The organism is Nonomuraea sp. NPDC050786 (assembly GCF_040654115.1).
Classification (GTDB): domain Bacteria; phylum Actinomycetota; class Actinomycetes; order Streptosporangiales; family Streptosporangiaceae; genus Nonomuraea.
This window is the reverse complement of sequence record NZ_JBFAHJ010000024.1, coordinates 1-18406: the sequence shown is the minus strand read 5'-3', so window position 1 is coordinate 18406 and position 18406 is coordinate 1. Positions and strand designations below refer to the sequence as shown.

Below are 18406 nucleotides of genomic sequence, written 5' to 3'. Positions count from 1 at the left end.
GGCGCGTTACTGTTGCACGTGAAACCTGGTTATTCGGCGGGGACGTACAGGCTGAGCGTCTCGGCGATGCAGGCCGGCCGCTTCTCGCCCTCCACCTCGATCGACATCTTCAGGCTGGACAGGTAGCCGGCCGGCGTGCCCTTGACGTCGAGCAGCTCGCCCACGGCCCTGATCCGGGCGCCGACGGGGATCGGCCTGGGGAAGCGGACCTTGTTGAGGCCGTAGTTGACCCCCATCGCGATGCCCTCGACCTTGACCATCTCGAACATGAACGACGGCAGCAGCGACAGGCTCAGATAGCCGTGGGCGATCGTGCCCCCGAACGGCCCCTCCTTGGCCCGCTCCACGTCGACGTGGATCCACTGGTGGTCGTCCGTGGCGTCGGCGAAGAGGTTGACCTGTTCCTGGGTGACGGTGCGCCACTCGGTCGGGCCGAACTTCTCGCCGACGGCCGCCTTGAGCTCCTGAACATTCGCGAAGGTCCGCATGGTTCCGAACGCTATTGCGCGGGCGGGACGGCTGCCAAGTTCGGGACCCGCGCGCCGCGCGCGTGGCCGCGGTTTCCGGACTCCGCAACGCCGAGCCACGCGGCGGTGCTCGCCCGTTGCGAAGATCTTTACTCGAAACCATCGCATAGGTGTTCGAGTCCGCGCTACAGTTCTAGGTACCGCAATCGAACAAGGGTTCGGCCTGGTGAGAGGGGGTGTGTCCGATGACGGTGCTCGCGCCCGCCCGTGCTCGGACACGCCGTAGCACTTTCTTCCCAAATCTAAGACGGCCGCTATATCCGGCAATAAAGTCCGAGAGCGTGGACCCTGTGCGAAACCCCTACGCCCCCGGCGCCGGGCAACGTCCGCCGGAGCTCGCCGGGCGCGACCGTGAGCTGCAGCAGTTCGAGGTCGTGCTGGAGCGGGTGGCCCGTGGCCGTCCCGAGCGCAGCATGGTCGTCACCGGCCTGCGGGGCGTCGGCAAGACCGTCCTGCTCAACACGTTCAAGTCCATGGCCATGCAGCGGCTGTGGGGCACGGGCAAGATCGAGGCCCGGCCCGACCAGTCGATCAGGCGTCCCGTGGCGGCCGCGCTGCACATGGCCATCCGCGAGCTGGCCCCACGCCACCGCGCTCCCGAGCGCATCGAGGAGTTCCTGGGGGTGCTGAAGGCGTTCGCCATGCGCGACCCGGCGGCGGCCAAGGGCACCTCGCACTGGTCGCCCGGCATCGAGGTGCCCGCCAGCCGCGGGCGCGCCGACTCCGGCGACCTGGAGATCGACCTCACCGAGCTTTTCGTCGACGCGGCGGGCGTGGCCACCGACCTGGCGGTGGGCATCGCGCTGTTCATCGACGAGATGCAGGACGTGCAGCCCGCCGACGTCTCCGCGCTCTGCGCCGCCTGCCACGAGCTGTCGCAGTCGGGCGGGCCGCTGATCGTCGTGGGCGCCGGGCTGCCGCACCTGCCGAGCGTGCTGTCGGCCAGCAAGAGCTATTCCGAACGGCTCTTCCGCTACGCGCGCATCGACAAGCTCGACCGGGAGGCGGCCGATCTCGCGCTGATCCTGCCGGCGCGCGAGGAAGAGGTGGAGTTCACCCAGGAGGCCCTCGACGCCCTCTACGAGGCGGCCGACGGCTATCCCTACTTCGTGCAGGCGTACGGCAAGGTCGCCTGGGACCTCGCCCCGCGCAGCCCCATCACCCTCGACGACGTCAAGGTCTCCGCGCCGGAGGCCGAGGAAGAGCTCGCGGTCGGGTTCTTCGGCAGCCGCTACGAGCGGGCCACCCCGGCCGAGCGCGACTACATGCACGCCATGGCCCAGATCGGCGACGAGCCGGTCGCCACCGCGGAGGTGGCCGACGCCCTCGGGCGAAAGCCGTCCAGCCTCTCGCCCGCCCGTGACAGCCTCATCAAGAAAGGGCTCATCTACAGCGCCGAGCGCGGCCTGATCGCGTTCACGGTGCCGCACTTCGGGAAGTTCCTGCGCGCTCAGCCGGTCTGAGCGGCGCCCCTAGACCTCTATTGGGCTGTCTAGTGGGGAAGCTAGACAGCCCAATAGAGCAATATCGTCATACCTGTCGAGCGGAATCTAACGCTCTATAGCGTCAGGCCGATATCGGCGTATATTCCGGCAGAGATCCGCTGCCCTCCCCGCTGACCACGGCCATCCGCACTGCCGGGCGCCGGCCGCTGAGGTAGACGGCGAAGACCACGTCGTCCTGGGCGTGGTTCCGGAAGGCGAAGAAGCGCCAGCAGAGCTCGCGCCAGGTGTCGTACGGCACGGCCGAGGTCAGCTCGCCCTCGTGAGCCCGCCACGTGCCGCTCGACTTGAGGCGCGCGAGGGTGACCGACTCGGCGGGGCCGCGGCGCTGCTCGCAGGGGGCGCGGAACCGTACGCGGTCGATCAGCTCCTCGATCTCGGGAGAGAGGAGCGCGAGCACGACGACCCCGGCGGCCGTCAGCCAGGACGGGTGGGTCACGGCCTGCCATCCCGGCACCGGCGCCCAGGCCGACAATCCCGCCATTCCGGTCAGCACGAGTGTCCTGCCGATCGAGCGCAATCCGACGGGCGCGGCGCTCACCTCTCCGAAGCAGCCACAGCCCGCGTCCGGCCGTCGCCTGCGCAGCTCTAGCAGCACGTACGTGGACAGGGCGAAGAAGGCGACCGTACCCCACCGGAAGATCGGATGCGTGGTGACCAGCAGCCCCGCGGCCAGCGCCACCTCGCCGCCCGCGCAGATCAGCAGCGCGAGGGTCTGCATGCGGCCCGGCACGAGGGCCGCGGGCCCCAGCCTGGACAGCCCGCCGGGCTCGCCTCCGGAGCGTACGGTGCTCACCTTGGCCACCGTGCCCGCGAGAAGCAGCACGATCAGAAGCGGCAGTTGCGATCCGAGCACGCCCGCGTCACCCCAATCCGATCTGAGCGTTGAAGCACCCTTTGACCAGGTCGCCGCCGAGCTCCACGTAGGAGAACGGCGAAAGCTCCACGATCCTCCCGCGCGGCGAGGTGTCACATTCGACGCAGCGGTCGCAGAAACGCCCGGCCACGCACCCGCACGCCACCACGGGCACGTTGGCGTTCCGCTGTGAGCACAAGTTCCTGACCTGCAGCAACGACCCCACCGCCAGGTATGGCAGGCCGGTGCACGACACCCCGGCGTCCGGGCAGCCGGTGTCCTGCCGCTCCAGCATCGGGTACGCGGCGCCACGCTCTTCCTGGTCGAACGTGTCCGACCAGGTGGCTGGGCCCGAGATGCGGGACTGCAGCCCGGCGTACGCGGGCGGCGGGGCGGGCACGGCGCGGGCCGGGTAGGGAGGCTGTGAGGTTGCCGGCAGCAGGGCCAGGCTCGCCCCGTGCTGCCTGAGGCCGATCGCGTCGAACAGGTACCCGGGCTCGAACATGGGGTGCCGCACCTGCAGCCGTCCCGACGCGCGGTAGGGGATGGTGATCGTGCGGTGGCCGCGGTGGGGCCCGCAGTCGAGCTCGACCGTGAGGTCCCTGCGCCCGCTGATCGACTGGATCGTCCCGGTGATGCGGGTGGTGTCGGCCCAGATCCGCTCGACGACCCGCCCGGCGCGGGTCCGCATCGTGACCATGGAGCCCGCGGTGAGATCGGCGGGCGCGACGTCCTGGCCGTGCCAGGCGGTGGCCCAGGGGGCGATCACGAGCCGCTCCTCGGCGCCCGCGGGCGTCTCGATGATGATCAGGTGCGGGCTGACGTCCATGATCTCGCCGGCGACGGCCCGGATGGGCTCTCCGTCGTCCGGGTCGGGGCCCGGTGTCCCGGACTCGCGGCCGAGCGCGGCCGCGGCGAGCACTCTGCGGCGATCAACGCTCGGATACCCCATCGGCCCCTCCCTCGTCGGGTACTAGATTCACACGACTTGGGGGTAGCTCACACCGTACCGGCGCAGACGGGAGCAAAATACGCATCCCCGGGGAAGTGAGTTGACATCCGGCGACGAACAAACCGCCACCGACCTTGACCGACCTTTATCGTTGGCGGACCGAAACCTGAATTCTGGTTCAGGCTCAATAGGGCATCAGGCTGCGATTCTGGCGACGATGCAGACCACCGGGTGGGAAGACGAGTTCCGCGAGTACGTGAGGGCGCGCGGTCCCGCCTTGCTGCGCGCCGCCCATCAGCTCACCGGGCACCCGCTGGACGCGGAGGATCTGCTGCAGAACGCGCTGACCAAGACGTACCTGGCCTGGAACCGGATCGAGGACCGGGGGGCGCTCGACGGCTATGTGCGGCGGGCCATGGTGAACATCAACATCTCACAGTGGCGGCGGCGCAAGCTGGAGGAGTACCCGTCGGACGAACTGCCCGAGACGTGCACCTCTTCGGAGGAGCCGCACGGGGATGTGCACGAGCAGCTGGAGCAGGCCCTGGACGAGCTGCCGGAGCGGATGAGGGCGGCGATCGTGCTGCGATACTACGAGGACATGACGGAGCCGGAGATCGCCAGGACGCTGGGGATCAGCGTGGGCACGGTCAAGAGCACGGTGTCACGGGCCATGGCCAAGCTCAGGAACGCGCTGGGGCGCCGTACCTCCTGAGCGTGTCATGCGTCTTCGGTCTCGTACGTGTCATGCGTCTTCTGTCTCGTACGTGTCGTGCGCGCCGGCCGTGGCGCATGGCCGTACGACGTCCCTGATCTTCCTCAGCGTGGCCAGGAACGCGACAAGCTCGCCCTCGCCCAGCAGCCCGGTGAACCACTCTTCGATGTCCTTCAGGTGCTGCGGCAGCACCGACTCCAGCCGCTTCCGCCCGGCGTCGGTGAGCACGGCGTAGGAGGCCCGCCGGTCGCTGGAGCACGCCGCCCTGGCCACCAGCCCCTCTCGTTCGAGCCGGTCGACGACCCTGGTCACCCCGCTGGTCGACAGCTCGGTCTGCGCGGCCAGATCGCTCATCCGCAGCCGCTGCCCCGGCGAGCGGGCCAGCCTGATGACGGTCTCGAAATCGACCTCCGACAACCTCGCGGCGCTGAGCGCCGGCTGGAGCCTGGCCATCAGCCCGGTGTGCGCCTCCGCCAGAAGTCCAATCGCCGTCAAGCGCGGGTCGTCAAAATCCATCACGTCCATAGAGTATCGGACGATAGTTGACGCGAGGAATATTCCTCGTGTAGAAATTTGTTGCCGCAGACATCCGCACAGCAACTACCCCTCTGAGGAGAACCCCATGACCACCCGCACCTGGGAGTCCCTGACCGTCCCCGCCGCCGGGACCTACAACCTGGACGTTGCCCACACCCGCATCGGTTTCATGGTCAAGCACATGATGGTCAGCAAGGTCCGCGGCCACTTCGGCACCTTCAACGGCTCGGTCACGATCGCCGAGAACCCGCTCGAGTCCACCGCCGAGCTCACCATCGACGCCTCCAGCATCGACACGGGCATGCCCGACCGCGACGGCCACCTGCGCAGCGACGACTTCCTGGCCGCCGAGAAGTTCCCGCAGATCACCTTCAGGAACGGCCGCGTGGTCAGCCACTCCGGCGACGAGTTCACCGTCGTCGGCGACCTGACCATCCGCGACGTGACCAAGGAGGTCGAGCTCACGGTCGAGTACGGAGGCGCCGGCACCAACCCGTGGGGCGCCGCCGTATGGGGCTTCTCGATCAGCACGGAGTTCGACCGCGAGGACTTCGGCCTGACCTGGAACCAGGCCCTGGAGACCGGTGGCGTCCTGGTGGGCAAGAAGGTCAAGATCGAGATCGAGGGCGAGGCGAACCCGGCCGCGTAGCGGTGGCGTCGCCTGTTTGGATGTACGTTATCCACAGCCTTGAAGCCCGTCCACGCTCTGGGCGGGCTTCATCCACAGGCAGTTACCCACAGGCTGTTGATAAGTCTTGGTGAAGGACGGGGAGCAATCGCTTTGCCGCCTCGCCCGAAGGCCGGTACGCTGTGCTGTGCCGCGATGGCTTCCAGGAGGATTCGCCTAGTCAGGTCTATGGCGCCGCACTGCTAATGCGGTTTGGGTTTACCGCCCATCCGGGGTTCAAATCCCCGATCCTCCGCAGGTGAGAGGCCCTTCCCCGTTCTTCGGGGGAGGGCCTCTTTCGATCTTCAGAGGGGCCGTAGTTGCAGCGCTAGTTGCAACTGCTTACGGAGAACCCCAGAGAGCGGAGGCGAGGCGCTCCCCCGCGTCGCGCATCAGGGGTGTGGATACGTGGGTGTACCGCTCTGTGGTCGTGACCCGCGTGTGGCCGAGAACCTGCTGCACGACTCGGATGTTCACGCCCTGCTCGATGAGGAGCGTGGCAGCGGTGTGCCGGGCGTCGTGCACCCGTACGTCACGGACGCCGGCCTGCTTGAGGATGGCCTTCCAGCGCTTCCAGTCCTCGGTCCGCTCGATCGGTGTGCCGTGCTTGGTGGCGAACACCAGGTCATGGTCCTCCCAGCGGTCCCCCGCCTTCTCACGCTCGGCATCCTGGATCTCGCGGTGCGCCTTGAGCTGGGCGAGTAGTTCGGGAGGGCATTGGAGAGTGAGTTTGCTCTTGCCCTTGCGCTGGCGGAAGATCAGGCCGCCGCCCGTCCGCTTGGGGCACTTCTCCGCATGGCCCGTGCAGTCCTTGAGGCAGGGCCGCTTGTAGCAGACGTGGCCCGGTTTTGCGCAGCCTGGCTTGCAGGTCGGCCGGTGGTCGTGGAGCTTGCACTTCTTGTGGCACGGCCGGCGGTGCCACTTGTCGCCGCAGGCGTGCGGGTCGTCGCAGCCGTGCCGCCACTCCTGGCGCTGCACCTGGAACCAGGCGCGGATCTCGCCGGTGTCCATGTCGATGTACGACCAGCGGAGCCCGAGGGCCTCGCCCTGGCGGATGCCGAGCGCCAGGGCCACGGACCAGCGGGCTCCGTTCCTCTTGGTCCTGGCTACGTCGAGGATGCGGCGAGCCTCCTCGCGCGTCAGTGGCTCGATCTCGGTCTCCGCGGCTGTGGGCGCCTCCACGAGAGTGGCCACGTTTCGCGTGACCTTGTCGCGCCGGACGGCGACCTTGAGGGCGCGCGAGATGATGCGGTGCACCTTAAGGACCGTGCTCGTGGACAGACCCTTGTCCAGCATCGTCGTGTACGCGGTGTCGAGGTGCTCGGGGGCGAGCCGGTTCAGACGGTGGCGGCCCAGGAGCGGGATGATCCAGTGACGGGCCTTGGAGCGGTAGTCGGCCAGCGTGCGCGGAGCCATCTTCCCCGAGGCGACGAGGCGCTCGCAGATCACGTCGAGGTACTCCGCCATCCACTCGGCCACCGTGGGCGCACGGCCTGGCTTCGTGACCTGTCCGGTCTCCCGGTTGCCCTCCAACTCCGCGACCTTGCGGGTTACCTCTGCCTCCGTCTTCGCCATCCGGTGGCGGCGATCAGGCGAGCCGTCAGGCTTGATGCCGATGGTTACCCAGCCGTGCCAGTAGCCGTCCTTGCCGAGGTAGATGGAGGAGCGTCCGTTCGGTTTCTTCGCCATCACGCCGCATCCTCCTCTCGTACGAGACCCGCTTTAAGTTCCAGCGCACGAGCGAACTCGATCAGCGCCCAACGTGGAACCAGGCGGTAGCCGTCGTCCTTGATGGACTTGAGCTCACCGCTCTTGATCAGCCGAAAGACAGCCGTCCGGCTCATCCCGAGCATCATGGCCGCGTCCTTCGGTCGGTAAAACAGAGGCTCCATCTACGCTGCCTCCTCTCGCATTGCTGAAGGATCTTGGCCGTCTGCTTGGGCTTGGAGTTGGGCCATGTGGGTTCGCCAGCGTTGGCGTTCGGCGACTGACCGGAGGAGGCGTATGGCCAGTGGCGACACGTTGGCGTCGCCGGCCGGGACGGGTTTCCAGACGTAGCGGTGCGGGTCGATCGGCTCGTCTGCCTGGCCGAGGGCTTCCAGGACCCAGGTGCGGCGGTCTTGGCGGTGTTCGGCGAGGGTCTTGTTGGACCACTTGCGGGAGACCAGGACGCGACGGCCGGCGTAGCCGAGGTGGCCGGGCTTGTGTGCCTTGCCCCGGCACTGGCCCGGAGCCATGCCTGGCTTGGCGTCCTTGGGCTGTACGCCGTAGCGCAGCCAGTTCGGACACCTCGGAGAGCAGGGCTCGAACCGCAGCGCCTCGACCATCCGAGCGGCGTGCTCACGTTGGGCGGGATTGTCAGTGTCGAGGCTGTCGCCGAGGCTCTTGGTGAGGTACTTGGACAGGTAGCGGATGCACTGGTCGGCGTCCGGGGTACCGGCGAGCACGCCCTTGACGTCGAGCTGGTCGCCGAAGCGGATCACGTGCAGGGGTTCGACCTTCTGGTCGGCGTCGAGCTGGTCGAGTGCTTGGTCCCAGGTGGGCAGGACCTCTCCGGTTGCGGGGTCGATATAGCCGGCCCCGTCCTGCCAGACGGGCAGGTGGTCGCCGTCGAACCGCACCTCGTCGGCCGGTGGCCACCACACCTGGTGGTAGGTGGCGGCGGCGATCTGCTTGACCTCCGCCCTCGGGAGGGTGCCGCGGATGGCCATGTGGAGGTGCGGAGCAAGCCGCTTCTGAGGCTCCACGGTGGCGAAGTACTGCACGTCATAGCCCGCCACCCGGCGCAGGTTCTGCACGAACCGATCCACGAGCTTGGAGAAGTGGAGTGCGTCGCGAGCGGCCCGCGCGTAGTCGTAGCTCTCCGGCTCGACCGGGACGCCGTCGCGCACCTTGCCATAGGACGGCAGGGTCAGGGTTACAAACAGCGACGGCCGGTAGACCTTGCCATCCGAGGTAGTGAACGTCCGCCCGAGCGTGGTCGGTGCCATCCGGCGCTTGGGCAGGTTCGGCGCGTCCTGGCGCCGCCTGGTCGAACGGGTGCGCTTGGGGACGGTACGGCCGAGCACGTTGCCGCGCATGCCCGCCTCGTTGATCTCGGCGTCAACGCCCTCGATGGCGGCGTCCCAGTCCGAAGTGTCCTCACCCAGCGATGCGGCCTCATCGCGTCGGGCCTGGAGGTCGGCGCGGAACTCGACCAGCCACCGCTGATCGTCGGTTGGCTCGTCCGGGGTGATGGCCGGCTCGTGGTCGAGGTGCCAGCCTTCCCGGCACTGTGCCCGCCGGAGTTGCCGGTTGCGCTTGGCGCAGGACGGGCACTTGGCCTCCAAGGTGGCCCCGCAGGGGACGTCCACGATCTCCCAGCGGCCGGTGTGGGTGTCGAGCCGCTTGAGCGGGACAGGCCGGATGCACACGCCATACTGCTTGGCGACCTCCCGAGCCACCTCACGGGCCGGCGGCATCGCCTGCCGGACAGCACGAGGCAGCTCAGCCATGGACACCTCCCTCGTCCTCCGTCAGGTCGGCGCACAGCCGGAACAGGCCGTTGTACGGGTGCTTGAGCGTCCGGGGGTGGAGCAGCGCGAAGACGCGCAGCCGGGGAAGGCCGCGACGGGTGAGCAGGACCATGAGCGGCCGACCCGAGACGAGCTCGAGTTCCTCGGCCGTTCCGTGGAAGCAGACCTTCATCAGGCAGCGTCCTTTCCAGCGGCAAAGGTGTCGGCCATGTCGTGGATGTCACTGTCGGAGACGTAAGCGGCGCGCACCCGGATCGGGTCCGGCGAGGTCTCCAACCGGACATAGCCGACGCCCGCACCGCGCTCGGGGACGGGTGAGATGTGGTCGGCCAGAGCGCCCCGGTCACGGGCGCCGTCGCCGAGGACCATGTCCACCTGTTCGGACTCGTCCAGCCGGAGCGCGATCTTGTCGGGGAACAGGTTGCGGATGTTCATGACCTCCTTGCGCGGGTCCTGGAGCGCTGCCATGACGCCGATGCCGACCGCCCGCCCTTGGGTGGTGAGCGTGGCCAGGGCAGCGGAGATGCGCTGCTTGAGCTGCCGGTCTGCCTGGTAAGCGGTCAGGAACGCCACCTCGTCGACGACGACCAGGACGAACGGGTCTTCCACGGTCGGCGAGTGGGAGCGCTGAAGGCCGGCGAAGCGGGCCGCCCGGGTCTGCATCACGTTGACGGCCTGGTCGAGCAGGTCGGCGCAGTCCTCAGGCGTGGCCGCGTACCGGTCGCCGAACAGGGCGCGCCCGTACGAGAGCTCCATCAGCTTGGGATCGAGCGCCCAGATCTCGACCAGGCCCGCCTGCACGGCCGGGAGGAGGGCGCGGATGGTGGACCAGATGATCGAGCCCTTGCCAGCCCCGGTGGCGCCCGCGACCAGGACGTGAGTGCCGTGCACCTTGAGCAGCCACGGTTGCCCGTCCTCCTGCTTGCCGACCTCTACCGGCCCCACGGTCGGTGCGTCTGGCAGTGGCAGAGCCGCCAAGGGAACGCCCAGTGGATCGGTGCGGGGGAACGTAAGTTGAAGGCGACCGCCCCGCGTGACGGCCACTCGGGAGGACGCCGCGCCGAAGCCCTGCGCGAGGTGGTCGAGGCGGTCGGCCCAGTCTTTGACCGACTGCCCCTTGAGCATGCGCACGGTCACCAGGTCGGCCCACGCCGTACAGGTGACCTTGCCGAGGCGTGGCAGGTAGTCGCGCCCCCACAGGTGCCGGCCGAGCCCGGACACGATCATGACGGCTTGCCAGTGTCGCCGGTAGATCCAGATCAGTCGCCACCAGGCGAGCAGTCGCAGGCTGATCATGCGGGTGAAGCTCGCCCGGTCGGTGACGGCCCACGCGAGGAGCCCGGTCGGGACGGGCGCGAGGAGCATGAGCGTGGTTTGCCAGTCGTACGCCAGCGTGAGCGCGCCGGGCGAGAGCGTGACGAGGACGGCGACGGGATGCCGCCACACGAGCCGGACGCATCCGGCGAGGACGCGCAACGCGAAGATGAGCAGGGTCAGGATGGCGGGTGTGGTGACGACGGTCGGGCGGAAGACGACGGCCGTGTCGGGCGTGGTGGTGACGAGGTTGCGCGCCTCGTCGCCAGGCAGCCGCTTGAACATAAGCTTGGAACCTCTCGTGATGTGGAAGTCGTGGGAGAACCGAGGGGCCGCCGGAAGTTGCCGCTTCCAGCGGCCCCGCCTTACGTGTCAGGCCGCCGTCTGGTCGGTGGACTTGCCGGTGGCCGGCTGCTCGGTGTACAGGCGCTCGCAGTCGGCCAGGTAGCGAGCGGCAGCGTTGAAGATGTCCTGTGCCAGGGCCAGGTCCGCGTCGGTGACCGGCCCGCCGCCCGTGGTGGAGACGGAGAAGTTCGCCTCCGGGGTGCTGAACGCCAGGTACGGGCGGCGCTCGTCGATCACGCGGGCGAGGACGTGCACCTCGTCGGTGTGGAAGGAGACCGTGAGGTGCGACCGTTGGTCGGCGCGCGGCATCGACAGCGTGACGTAGGTGTACGGTTCGAGCCTCACGCCGCCGCCTCCTTGCCGGCCGGAGCCTGCTTGGCGCGCGGCGGGCGCATCCCCGTGGCGCGCAGGGAGTAGGCCAGGCGTCCGTTCTGGCCAACGTACGGCGTGACGGTCATCCCGACGAACTCGACGGGCGTGATCGGGAGGCCGGGCACGGCCGGCGGGAGGGGCGGTTCGGTCGAGGACAGGATCTTGACCGCGACCGTCTTCTGGGACGCCTTCACAGTGGGGTCGGCGTCCATGACGGGGACCTGCCAGACCGGCTCACCGGTCGTCTTGTCCTTGGCGTAGACGGTCCTGCCGTTGGTCGAGGCGTCGAAGTCCTTGACCTGTTCGACCTGTCCCACGAGGTAGCAGCCGTATGGGAAGACCTGGTCGAAGCTGATCGGGATGGGTCCCTGGATTGCCATGTGGTTCCTCTCAGTTGCGGCGACGAGCCCTTCAATCGCTCGTCCACTTGTCCGCATGAGTTGAGAGTAGGCTCTGGCCACTCGTCCGCACAAGTGGTTGAGCCAGAGTAGCGCGGTAAGAGTTACCTGACCTTGTAGACATCCTCAAGCTCGTGCAGGCTGCCCGGCAGCGCCAGAGCCATGGCCAGCAACACGGAACCGGCAGGGTCATGCACGGTCGCCGTCACAGCGAGCACCGGGTTGGACGTGCCCAACAGCTCCGCCTCGTCCTTGGTCGGCTTACGAGCCGACAGCCGCTCCGTGATGCGATCGAACCGCACATGCTTCACCGCCTGGAGATGCCGCCGGATCCCGCCCCGCAGCGGTTCGCCCTTCTCCAGGTCGGTGCCCACGGCGATCTCCAGTGGAATCCACACCGTCTCCACGGCCGAGACGACGTCCGCATGTCGCGCCACCCTCTTACGCATGATCACCGGGGTACGCTCGGCGACCTCGAGCAGCTTAGCGACATGCCGAGGCGCCGCAACGCGTGCCACCTCAACGAGGCTGTCGGCCGTCTCGCCTTGCTCGGCCGCGGTCAAGCCAGGACGCACCGTCTCGGCCTCGCTGTCCGGCCGGCCCTTCACGAACGACCCGCGCCCGTGCTCCCGCTCGATCCATCCCTGCATGGCCAACGTCTGAAGCGCGCGGACCACGGTGGTGCGTCCCACGCCCAGCTCACGCACGAGCTGTGTCTCGGACGGCAGCATGTCGCCAGGCGCGTACTCGCCCGACTCGATACGCTCCTGAATAGCCCTCATGACCTGGGCATATTTCGGCGGGGCGAAGTCCATGCTCATGTTGGCCGTCCGTTCACTCTTGCGCTTGTCCGCATAAGCACAGTACCGGCTGAGCCAAGACTTGTCAGGCCAGGATTATGAGTCCATCCGGCGCGCCAGCAGGCGCGCGCACTCCTGGCAGGAACTCGACAGTGTGGGCACGAACGGCATATGCCAGTCGAAGATCAGCACGAGCCTGACCTCCTCGCCGCACATCGCCTTTGACGTCCCGAGCACAACCGCGTGTTGGATTCGTGGGTATTGACGCCGCGCGTTCCCCACGCCGCAGACCACCCGAAGCCGGATCATTATTCGGCCTCGTCCACTAGTTTGGAGATCATCGGGGATAGCGGGTGCGCCTTTCGGAGATCCGCATAGTGCATAGAGATACGGCGAGCGGCCCGTACCGGATCAATCGCGGGATGCCAGGCATAGATGACGCGGCGACGTTCGGCATTCCAGCCAGTTCGCCACCAGAAATACTGACCGTCGCACCACACCACCAGGCCGACCCAGACCGACACGAGCGCCAGACCGTATCCGTGGTGGATATCGGCCGTGACGGCGTTCCGCTCCAGAGCCTGCCGGAGCAGTTCGGCGGAATGGCGCGGATCGATCGTGATCAGAGCTGGGGCACTCATTCGGCCACCCGCTCGAACCGCACCGAGCCGGCCGGGTCAAGGTACGCCCGGAAGATCTCACGACGCGACGCCTCGTCCGCCACCGCCCCGAGCCCGTAGACGCTGAGGGCGATCCGCCCACGGACCGGCGCCTCCGCCGGCATCCCCCGCATCGCCTTACGCAGCTCGTCCATCGCCGTGGCCTGGAACGGGCTCGACCCGCACGCCTCCAGCTCGTCAGCGGCGCCGGCCCCGACGCGCACCTCCCACTCGAAGACCTCGCCGGCCGGAGAAGCGTGCTCGGCGCCGTCGCAGTGATCGCACTCAGCTTGAGCGGAGGAGGCCACGCCCAGCATGGACGCCGCCACATTTCCGCGCCGAGTGACGACCTTCCATCCCCGTCCATCGCACTCTGTGCACCTGACTGGAGTTGTCATGCGCCAGAGCATGAACGGCCAGACCGTTTATACATATCCCACGGTGATATGCAGCGGTGGCATATAGAGTGCGCGGCACAGCAATGCACCACCTCGGAGCCGACTTCCGGAGGTTTCGCATGCGCCCGAGCGCTTTCGACCCGATCGAAATACCGGACGCCATCTGGGATCGCGACGAAAGCCGGGAAATCCTGAAAAAACGTGACGTCGCCGGACTATTCCGACTCGCGGTCAAATATGCCGGAGCCAGCCAGAATCGCATCGCCACGGCAACCGGCCTCTCGCAACCACGCGTCAACAAGATCCTCAACGGCGCCGCCGGCCCCATTCAAGAACTGGCGGTTTTCGAGCGCATCGCCACCGGCCTGGACCTGCCCGACCACGCCCGCATGCTACTCGGCCTCGCCCCGCTCGACATCGCGTCCCCCACGGGCGACGTCGACGACGAGCACCAGGAGCAGACCGACGAACTCACCGCCCGGCTGGACGCCGCCGTAGCCATCGACGACACCATGGTCATGATTCTGCGGACGGACACCAACAATCTTCGTCTCCAGGACCGCCGACTCGGCAGCGTCGCCATCGCCGACAAGATGCGCGCCCAGATGGCCCAGATCGAACGAGCCCACCGCCACGCCGTACGCCCACGCATCCGCACCCAGCTCGCCCACCTACTTGCCGAAACAGCGTCACTCGCCGGATGGCAAGCCATCAACACCGTCGCCCTCAACGACGCGTGGAACCACTACGAACACGCCAAGGCCGCCGCCCGCGAAGCCGACGACCCCTCCGTCCTCGCCTACGTCTCCGGCGAACAGGCGTACGTCCTCATGGACCTGGGCCGTCCCGCCGAAGCCGCGGAACTCCTCCAGTACATCCACGCCACCCACCGCGACCGCGTCCCCGCCCGCCTCAGGACATGGCTTGCCTCCGCCGAGGCAGAAGCCGCAGCCGTACTCGGCGACGAGACCGCCTGCCGTCGAGCGCTCGACCAGGCCGCCGCCGTGTTGCCGGAGGGGGACGCTGACCCGGACATGCCCTACCTGTCCATCAACGTCCACCACTTCGCCCGCTGGCGCGGAAGCTGCCTCCTTCGCTTCGGCGACCCCAGCACCGTCGAAGACCTCCGCTCATCACTTGCCGGAATGGACGGCACCTACAACCGTGCCGAAGCGGGCGTGCGCTGCGACCTCGGCCACGCCCTCCTCGCGGCCGGCGAACCGGACGCAGCCCAGCCCCACATCCACCGCGCCAAGCAGCTCGCCACCATGACCGGCTCACGCCGTCAACGGCGCCGCATCGAGGAACTGTCGAGAGCGGTCAACCGCGCCCTTGGCCGTTGAGCCGCTGCTGAGCCTGAAGCAGACCGATCAACGTGCCTGACGTCCAGATGTCACCGCGGGCAATCATGTCGGGGATCTCCGCCATCGGAATCCACTCGATCCGGTCGGCCTCCACCTCGCCCTCCGGCTTGCCGACCAGCTCGGCCCCGCGCGCCAGGAACAGGATGTGCTCGGAGTCCACCATGCCCGCCATCGGCTGATAGCTCACCAGGTGCTCAACCTGCTTGGGCCGATATCCGGTCTCCTCTTCCACCTCGCGGATGGCCGTGGCCATAGGGTCCTCGCCAGCCTCGATCAGACCGCCAGGCAGCTCCCACCCCCACCGATCGAACACGAACCGATGCCGCCACATCAGCAACACCCGATCCTGCTCGTCCACGACGACGGCGATAGCGGCCCGGTCCAGGTGCACCACATGATGCTCGAACCGCTCCCCGCCGGGGATCTCGACATCGGCCATGCCAAGCCGGATCCACCGGTTGTCGTAGATCAGCCGCTCCCCGTGTACGACCCAGCGCGTCAGCTCAGCGTCATCAGCCACACCGCGAAGCTACCGGCCCACATCCCCGCCGTACAGGCACTTCCCGGTGACAGCGGAGATCGTTGCCGAATAATCCCTATGAAGATCAAGGGGCGGCGCTGCGCGCCGCCACGCGGCCCGAGCTTGCGGGCCGCGCGCTGCGCGTGCGGCCCGGGGGCCGTTCTCGCGCGCACCCGCCACTCGGGCCGCGCCACACCAGCAAGCCACAATCAGGCCTTATCGTACGTTCATGGAATTACTCGATCGCTTCGGCGTGCCAGCTGACCTTACATCTCTCCGAGGGCTTGAACGCTTGGTAAGCGAGCACACGCCAGAGACGAGGCACCTCGACTTCAAGCGTCAACTTAGCAACTCCGAAGATCTCGCTGACGACTTAGTTGCAATGGTAAACAGCGGTGGAGGGGTGCTAGTGATTGGAGTGGGCACGGATCGACACGATCGCGCATCATCCCTACACCCCCTCGTACTTCGAACCGCTGAACAACAGGCCGTCCAAGCCGCTCGCGAAGGTGTGGATGAATCCATAAGGATCGACCCGATTCCGATCCCGACGGAAAATGACCCAGGTACTGGTTATCTTGTCATCCTTATACCACCGAGCAGCAGGCTTCCGCACCTAAGCTCGAAGCGAGGGCGAGTTCTTCACCGAGTCGGGACGCACAACAAGCCCATGACACGAAGAGAAATAGGTGTCGCCTTCTGTGCGGGTGGAGCAAATTTTGCACGCGAGTTCGGGTTAATTGCAGCGAGCGAACCCGCATCCTTAGTGGCATCTGCGAGTCAGCAGTACGCCAGCACACAAGGACGTATCCATTTAACAAACAGGGGTGGATCTACCGCCTTCAACATCACAATTTCTGCTTTAGCGTGCCCGCTTCTATATGAAGCGCCGCCCGGTCCCGACGATCCCCCCTGGGGACCGATTGAGACCGAGACTCCGCCATACCTTCCTATAATCTCTCTACCACCGGGCGCAGAGGTCAGCTTCGCCGTTACCCGCACCTGGGGGGCTACTAGCCAGGACGTTCTCACTTTTACGTGGGATGATGAATTAGGGGGAACCCATCAAGCTAGTCAGGCGGTTACCTGGTAGTCGCGAGTATTCGCGATAGCGCTTCAAGTAGACCCACTCAATACGCCTCCCTATTCAGCCCAACCTACTCTCCCTCGATCGATGGAATCTGACCTCTACGCAAAAGGGCGCGACCTGCGGCTAGAGTGCTGTGGATCTGCTGGGCCGTGATCGGGATGGAGTCTTCGCCACTACGCCTCACAATGCTGATGTATGCGCCCTCCACGCGGCCACCAACGATGGCCCCATGAACAAGGAAAGGCTTCAATTCCTCTTCTTGTGCTGGAACAGAAATAACAACCAGGCCATGGCCAGAAGTAGTTTCGATGGGGTCAATTTTGAGCGCCGCAGGAAATGGGAAGACTCGACTCTCTATAGCCTGTCGATAGCGGCGCATAGTAGCCGTGTCAACAGGAACTGGCCTAACAGACTTAATTACCTCGCCGCCAGGAATTCGCTTCGTATCCATGCCAACGACTACGACGCCGCCGTCCTCTGCGTTAGCAAACCGGCTCACGGCTTCGGCTAGCGATATCTTGCCCCGATCTACTGACAGGTCGTAATGGCAAGCCTTAACATCAAGCCATGGACCTTCCGGAAGGCCAATAAGAAGGTCAGGCCGTCCTCCTAAAACGAGATCTGCAACGGTTTCACGAGTTACCCGTCCGGCGTAAGCTGCGGCCAGTAGGGCATCAATGCTAACCCCGATCTCGTAAAGCTGATCCAAGGTTTTATCACGTGTGGCGGCTGTAATAATAATATCGTGATAGTAAGGGGCGGTAGAGCGATAGCCGTCCGCTCGAACGGCAACCAATTTAGCCCTCAGGCGTCGCAGTAGCGGTTCAATGAGTGGCGCGACTATTTCATGCGCTTCTTCATCATCGTCCACGTAGACGTCGGTATCAAAGGTGCAGCGAATCGCGAGACTACCATTATCGAGGAGAGTGAAAGAGATGGGTTCAACGACGGATTCCTTCGGCGAGTATTCATCGTCGGGAGCGAGGTCGATGGTTACATCATCCGGACAGGCGTCGTTCTGTCGCGCCTTCCGAAGAGCGCGAACAAGGTCAGTAGCCGTAGCTACATAGAGATCAGTGCGCTTAATAACGAGGGAGCCGGCGCCGTCGAATGAACGCCATTTATCGCCGAACAACCACGCGTCGTCGCGAGGGGCGTATCGAACCGTGGGAGTCACATCTGTTAGGTTCTCACAGATGCGGAGATTCGGCTGGCGACTATCTGCGCAGCAAGTGGAGGCAAGTAGCCTCCTCATCGGATCCAAGGCGACCGTCCGGTCGCGTCAATCCAGATGGGCTGCCGGGCGAGACCAGTGCCCTGCCGTACGGTTGGCTCCACTGTAAGCGGCCATCTAAAACTCCAGGTCGACGGACAGGTGAATCCAGGCGGATGGCCAGAAGGGTACCGATAGGCGGACATCGGAAATCCTGGTCGATGGCCACGTAATCTCTTGATCTTGCCGTTTCTACCGGAGCTCCTGGAAGAACGACAATGACTGACCGCGATCAAGAAGAACGCGACGCGACGTGCCAGCTTGTCCTAAGATACGGCCGTCCTGCTTTGCGACGACTGGCCGCCGCGCAGGACGAACCCCGATGACCTCGCCGCTGTGGGGCATCCGTACCGTCAGCGTGCCGGTGGGGTGGCGTTCGAGAGTCAGCCGGTCTGATCATCGGATCGGACCAATCGGCGTTCCCAGGCCAGGGCCGCGACCACACCGATGGCATAGGCGACCAGGTCCCATGGGTCGGGGAACGCGCCGACCAGGACACCGCCGATGCCCGGCGGGGTCATGCCGACTATTTGGTAGAACTCGACGGCGGCGGCGATCGCGGCCGTGGCCAGGGTGCGGCGTGCGGCGGTGGTGCGCCACAG

The 18406-nt window shown here is 66.4% G+C and carries 22 protein-coding genes and 1 tRNA gene; 6 read left to right on the top strand and 17 right to left on the bottom strand.

The genetic code is table 11. From position 1 onward, the window contains the following. Positions 1 to 29: 29 nt before the first annotated feature. On the bottom strand, positions 30 to 488 hold the full coding sequence (locus tag AB0H84_RS34955) for a MaoC family dehydratase (RefSeq protein ID WP_357614029.1): 459 nt from the start codon (positions 486 to 488) through the stop codon (positions 30 to 32). Between the two features lie 320 nt (positions 489 to 808). Between AB0H84_RS34955 and AB0H84_RS34950 the strand changes: the two genes are divergently transcribed. Beyond that, positions 809 to 1990, top strand: a complete 1182-nt coding sequence (locus AB0H84_RS34950; RefSeq protein WP_357614026.1) for an ATP-binding protein — start codon at positions 809 to 811, stop codon at positions 1988 to 1990. A 103-nt stretch (positions 1991 to 2093) separates the two neighbouring features. Here AB0H84_RS34950 and AB0H84_RS34945 read toward each other — a convergent pair whose 3' ends face one another. Both AB0H84_RS34945 and AB0H84_RS34940 read right to left on the bottom strand, forming a co-directional pair. Beyond that, positions 2094 to 2885: a MauE/DoxX family redox-associated membrane protein gene (locus AB0H84_RS34945; RefSeq protein ID WP_357614024.1), complete on the bottom strand. Its 792-nt coding sequence runs from the start codon at positions 2883 to 2885 to the stop codon at positions 2094 to 2096. 7 nt (positions 2886 to 2892) lie between these two features. Then, a complete protein-coding gene (locus AB0H84_RS34940; RefSeq protein WP_357614021.1) occupies positions 2893 to 3837 on the bottom strand; it encodes a hypothetical protein in 945 nt (314 codons plus the stop codon). Positions 3838 to 4054: 217 nt separating this feature from the next. On the opposite strand from AB0H84_RS34940, the gene AB0H84_RS34935 reads away from it, so the two are divergent. Then, positions 4055 to 4552, top strand: coding sequence for a SigE family RNA polymerase sigma factor (locus AB0H84_RS34935; RefSeq protein ID WP_357614018.1), 498 nt, complete (start codon positions 4055 to 4057; stop codon positions 4550 to 4552). Positions 4553 to 4582: 30 nt separating this feature from the next. On the opposite strand, the gene AB0H84_RS34930 is transcribed toward AB0H84_RS34935, so the two are convergent. Continuing rightward, positions 4583 to 5068, bottom strand: a complete 486-nt coding sequence (locus AB0H84_RS34930; RefSeq protein ID WP_357614461.1) for a MarR family transcriptional regulator — start codon at positions 5066 to 5068, stop codon at positions 4583 to 4585. Between the two features lie 106 nt (positions 5069 to 5174). On the opposite strand from AB0H84_RS34930, the gene AB0H84_RS34925 reads away from it, so the two are divergent. Both AB0H84_RS34925 and AB0H84_RS34920 read left to right on the top strand, forming a co-directional pair. Further along, positions 5175 to 5738 carry a YceI family protein gene (locus AB0H84_RS34925; protein WP_357614016.1) on the top strand — a complete coding sequence of 188 codons (564 nt, stop codon included), beginning with the start codon at positions 5175 to 5177 and terminating at the stop codon, positions 5736 to 5738. Between the two features lie 184 nt (positions 5739 to 5922). After that, a tRNA-Ser gene (locus tag AB0H84_RS34920) sits at positions 5923 to 6012 on the top strand. An 86-nt stretch (positions 6013 to 6098) separates the two neighbouring features. Here AB0H84_RS34920 and AB0H84_RS34915 read toward each other — a convergent pair. The 10 genes from AB0H84_RS34915 to AB0H84_RS34870 all read right to left on the bottom strand — a co-directional run bounded on the left by AB0H84_RS34915 (position 6099) and on the right by AB0H84_RS34870 (position 13476). Then, positions 6099 to 7445, bottom strand: a complete 1347-nt coding sequence (locus AB0H84_RS34915) for a site-specific integrase (protein WP_357614013.1) — start codon at positions 7443 to 7445, stop codon at positions 6099 to 6101. After that, positions 7445 to 7648 carry a helix-turn-helix domain-containing protein gene (locus tag AB0H84_RS34910; RefSeq protein WP_357614010.1) on the bottom strand — a complete coding sequence of 68 codons (204 nt, stop codon included), beginning with the start codon at positions 7646 to 7648 and terminating at the stop codon, positions 7445 to 7447. The genes AB0H84_RS34915 and AB0H84_RS34910 overlap by 1 nt, the downstream gene beginning before the upstream one ends. Continuing rightward, complete coding sequence (locus AB0H84_RS34905) at positions 7649 to 9250, bottom strand: replication initiator (RefSeq protein ID WP_357614006.1); 1602 nt, start codon at positions 9248 to 9250, stop codon at positions 7649 to 7651. It lies immediately after the preceding gene. After that, a complete protein-coding gene (locus tag AB0H84_RS34900) occupies positions 9243 to 9443 on the bottom strand; it encodes a hypothetical protein (protein ID WP_357614003.1) in 201 nt (66 codons plus the stop codon). Before AB0H84_RS34900 ends, AB0H84_RS34905 begins: the two co-directional genes overlap by 8 nt. Continuing rightward, positions 9443 to 10870, bottom strand: a complete 1428-nt coding sequence (locus AB0H84_RS34895) for an FtsK/SpoIIIE domain-containing protein (RefSeq protein ID WP_357614000.1) — start codon at positions 10868 to 10870, stop codon at positions 9443 to 9445. Before AB0H84_RS34895 ends, AB0H84_RS34900 begins: the two co-directional genes overlap by 1 nt. Positions 10871 to 10957: 87 nt before the next feature. Further along, positions 10958 to 11275 carry a hypothetical protein gene (locus tag AB0H84_RS34890; RefSeq protein ID WP_357613997.1) on the bottom strand — a complete coding sequence of 106 codons (318 nt, stop codon included), beginning with the start codon at positions 11273 to 11275 and terminating at the stop codon, positions 10958 to 10960. Beyond that, a complete protein-coding gene (locus tag AB0H84_RS34885; RefSeq protein WP_357613994.1) occupies positions 11272 to 11682 on the bottom strand; it encodes a plasmid replication, integration and excision activator in 411 nt (136 codons plus the stop codon). The genes AB0H84_RS34890 and AB0H84_RS34885 overlap by 4 nt, the downstream gene beginning before the upstream one ends. A 122-nt stretch (positions 11683 to 11804) precedes the next feature. After that, positions 11805 to 12521: a GntR family transcriptional regulator gene (locus AB0H84_RS34880; RefSeq protein WP_357613991.1), complete on the bottom strand. Its 717-nt coding sequence runs from the start codon at positions 12519 to 12521 to the stop codon at positions 11805 to 11807. A gap of 287 nt (positions 12522 to 12808) precedes the next feature. Continuing rightward, complete coding sequence (locus tag AB0H84_RS34875; protein WP_357613988.1) at positions 12809 to 13141, bottom strand: hypothetical protein; 333 nt, start codon at positions 13139 to 13141, stop codon at positions 12809 to 12811. Then, complete coding sequence (locus AB0H84_RS34870) at positions 13138 to 13476, bottom strand: hypothetical protein (protein WP_357613985.1); 339 nt, start codon at positions 13474 to 13476, stop codon at positions 13138 to 13140. The genes AB0H84_RS34875 and AB0H84_RS34870 overlap by 4 nt, the downstream gene beginning before the upstream one ends. Positions 13477 to 13676: 200 nt before the next feature. Between AB0H84_RS34870 and AB0H84_RS34865 the strand changes: the two genes are divergently transcribed. Beyond that, entirely contained in the window at positions 13677 to 14900 is a 1224-nt protein-coding gene (locus AB0H84_RS34865) for an XRE family transcriptional regulator (protein WP_357613983.1), read from the top strand. Here the strand turns inward: AB0H84_RS34865 and AB0H84_RS34860 are convergent. Continuing rightward, positions 14878 to 15441 carry an NUDIX hydrolase gene (locus AB0H84_RS34860; RefSeq protein ID WP_357613980.1) on the bottom strand — a complete coding sequence of 188 codons (564 nt, stop codon included), beginning with the start codon at positions 15439 to 15441 and terminating at the stop codon, positions 14878 to 14880. The two genes, AB0H84_RS34865 and AB0H84_RS34860, sit on opposite strands and share 23 nt — an antisense overlap. A 229-nt stretch (positions 15442 to 15670) precedes the next feature. On the opposite strand from AB0H84_RS34860, the gene AB0H84_RS34855 reads away from it, so the two are divergent. After that, positions 15671 to 16534 (top strand): ATP-binding protein, encoded by an 864-nt coding sequence (locus AB0H84_RS34855; RefSeq protein ID WP_357613977.1) that lies wholly within the window; start codon positions 15671 to 15673, stop codon positions 16532 to 16534. 64 nt (positions 16535 to 16598) lie between these two features. Here AB0H84_RS34855 and AB0H84_RS34850 read toward each other — a convergent pair whose 3' ends face one another. Further along, positions 16599 to 17666: a hypothetical protein gene (locus AB0H84_RS34850; protein WP_357613974.1), complete on the bottom strand. Its 1068-nt coding sequence runs from the start codon at positions 17664 to 17666 to the stop codon at positions 16599 to 16601. Positions 17667 to 18187: 521 nt separating this feature from the next. Beyond that, a partial coding sequence (locus AB0H84_RS34845) for a hypothetical protein (RefSeq protein WP_357613971.1) occupies positions 18188 to 18406 on the bottom strand: 219 nt, incomplete at its 5' end.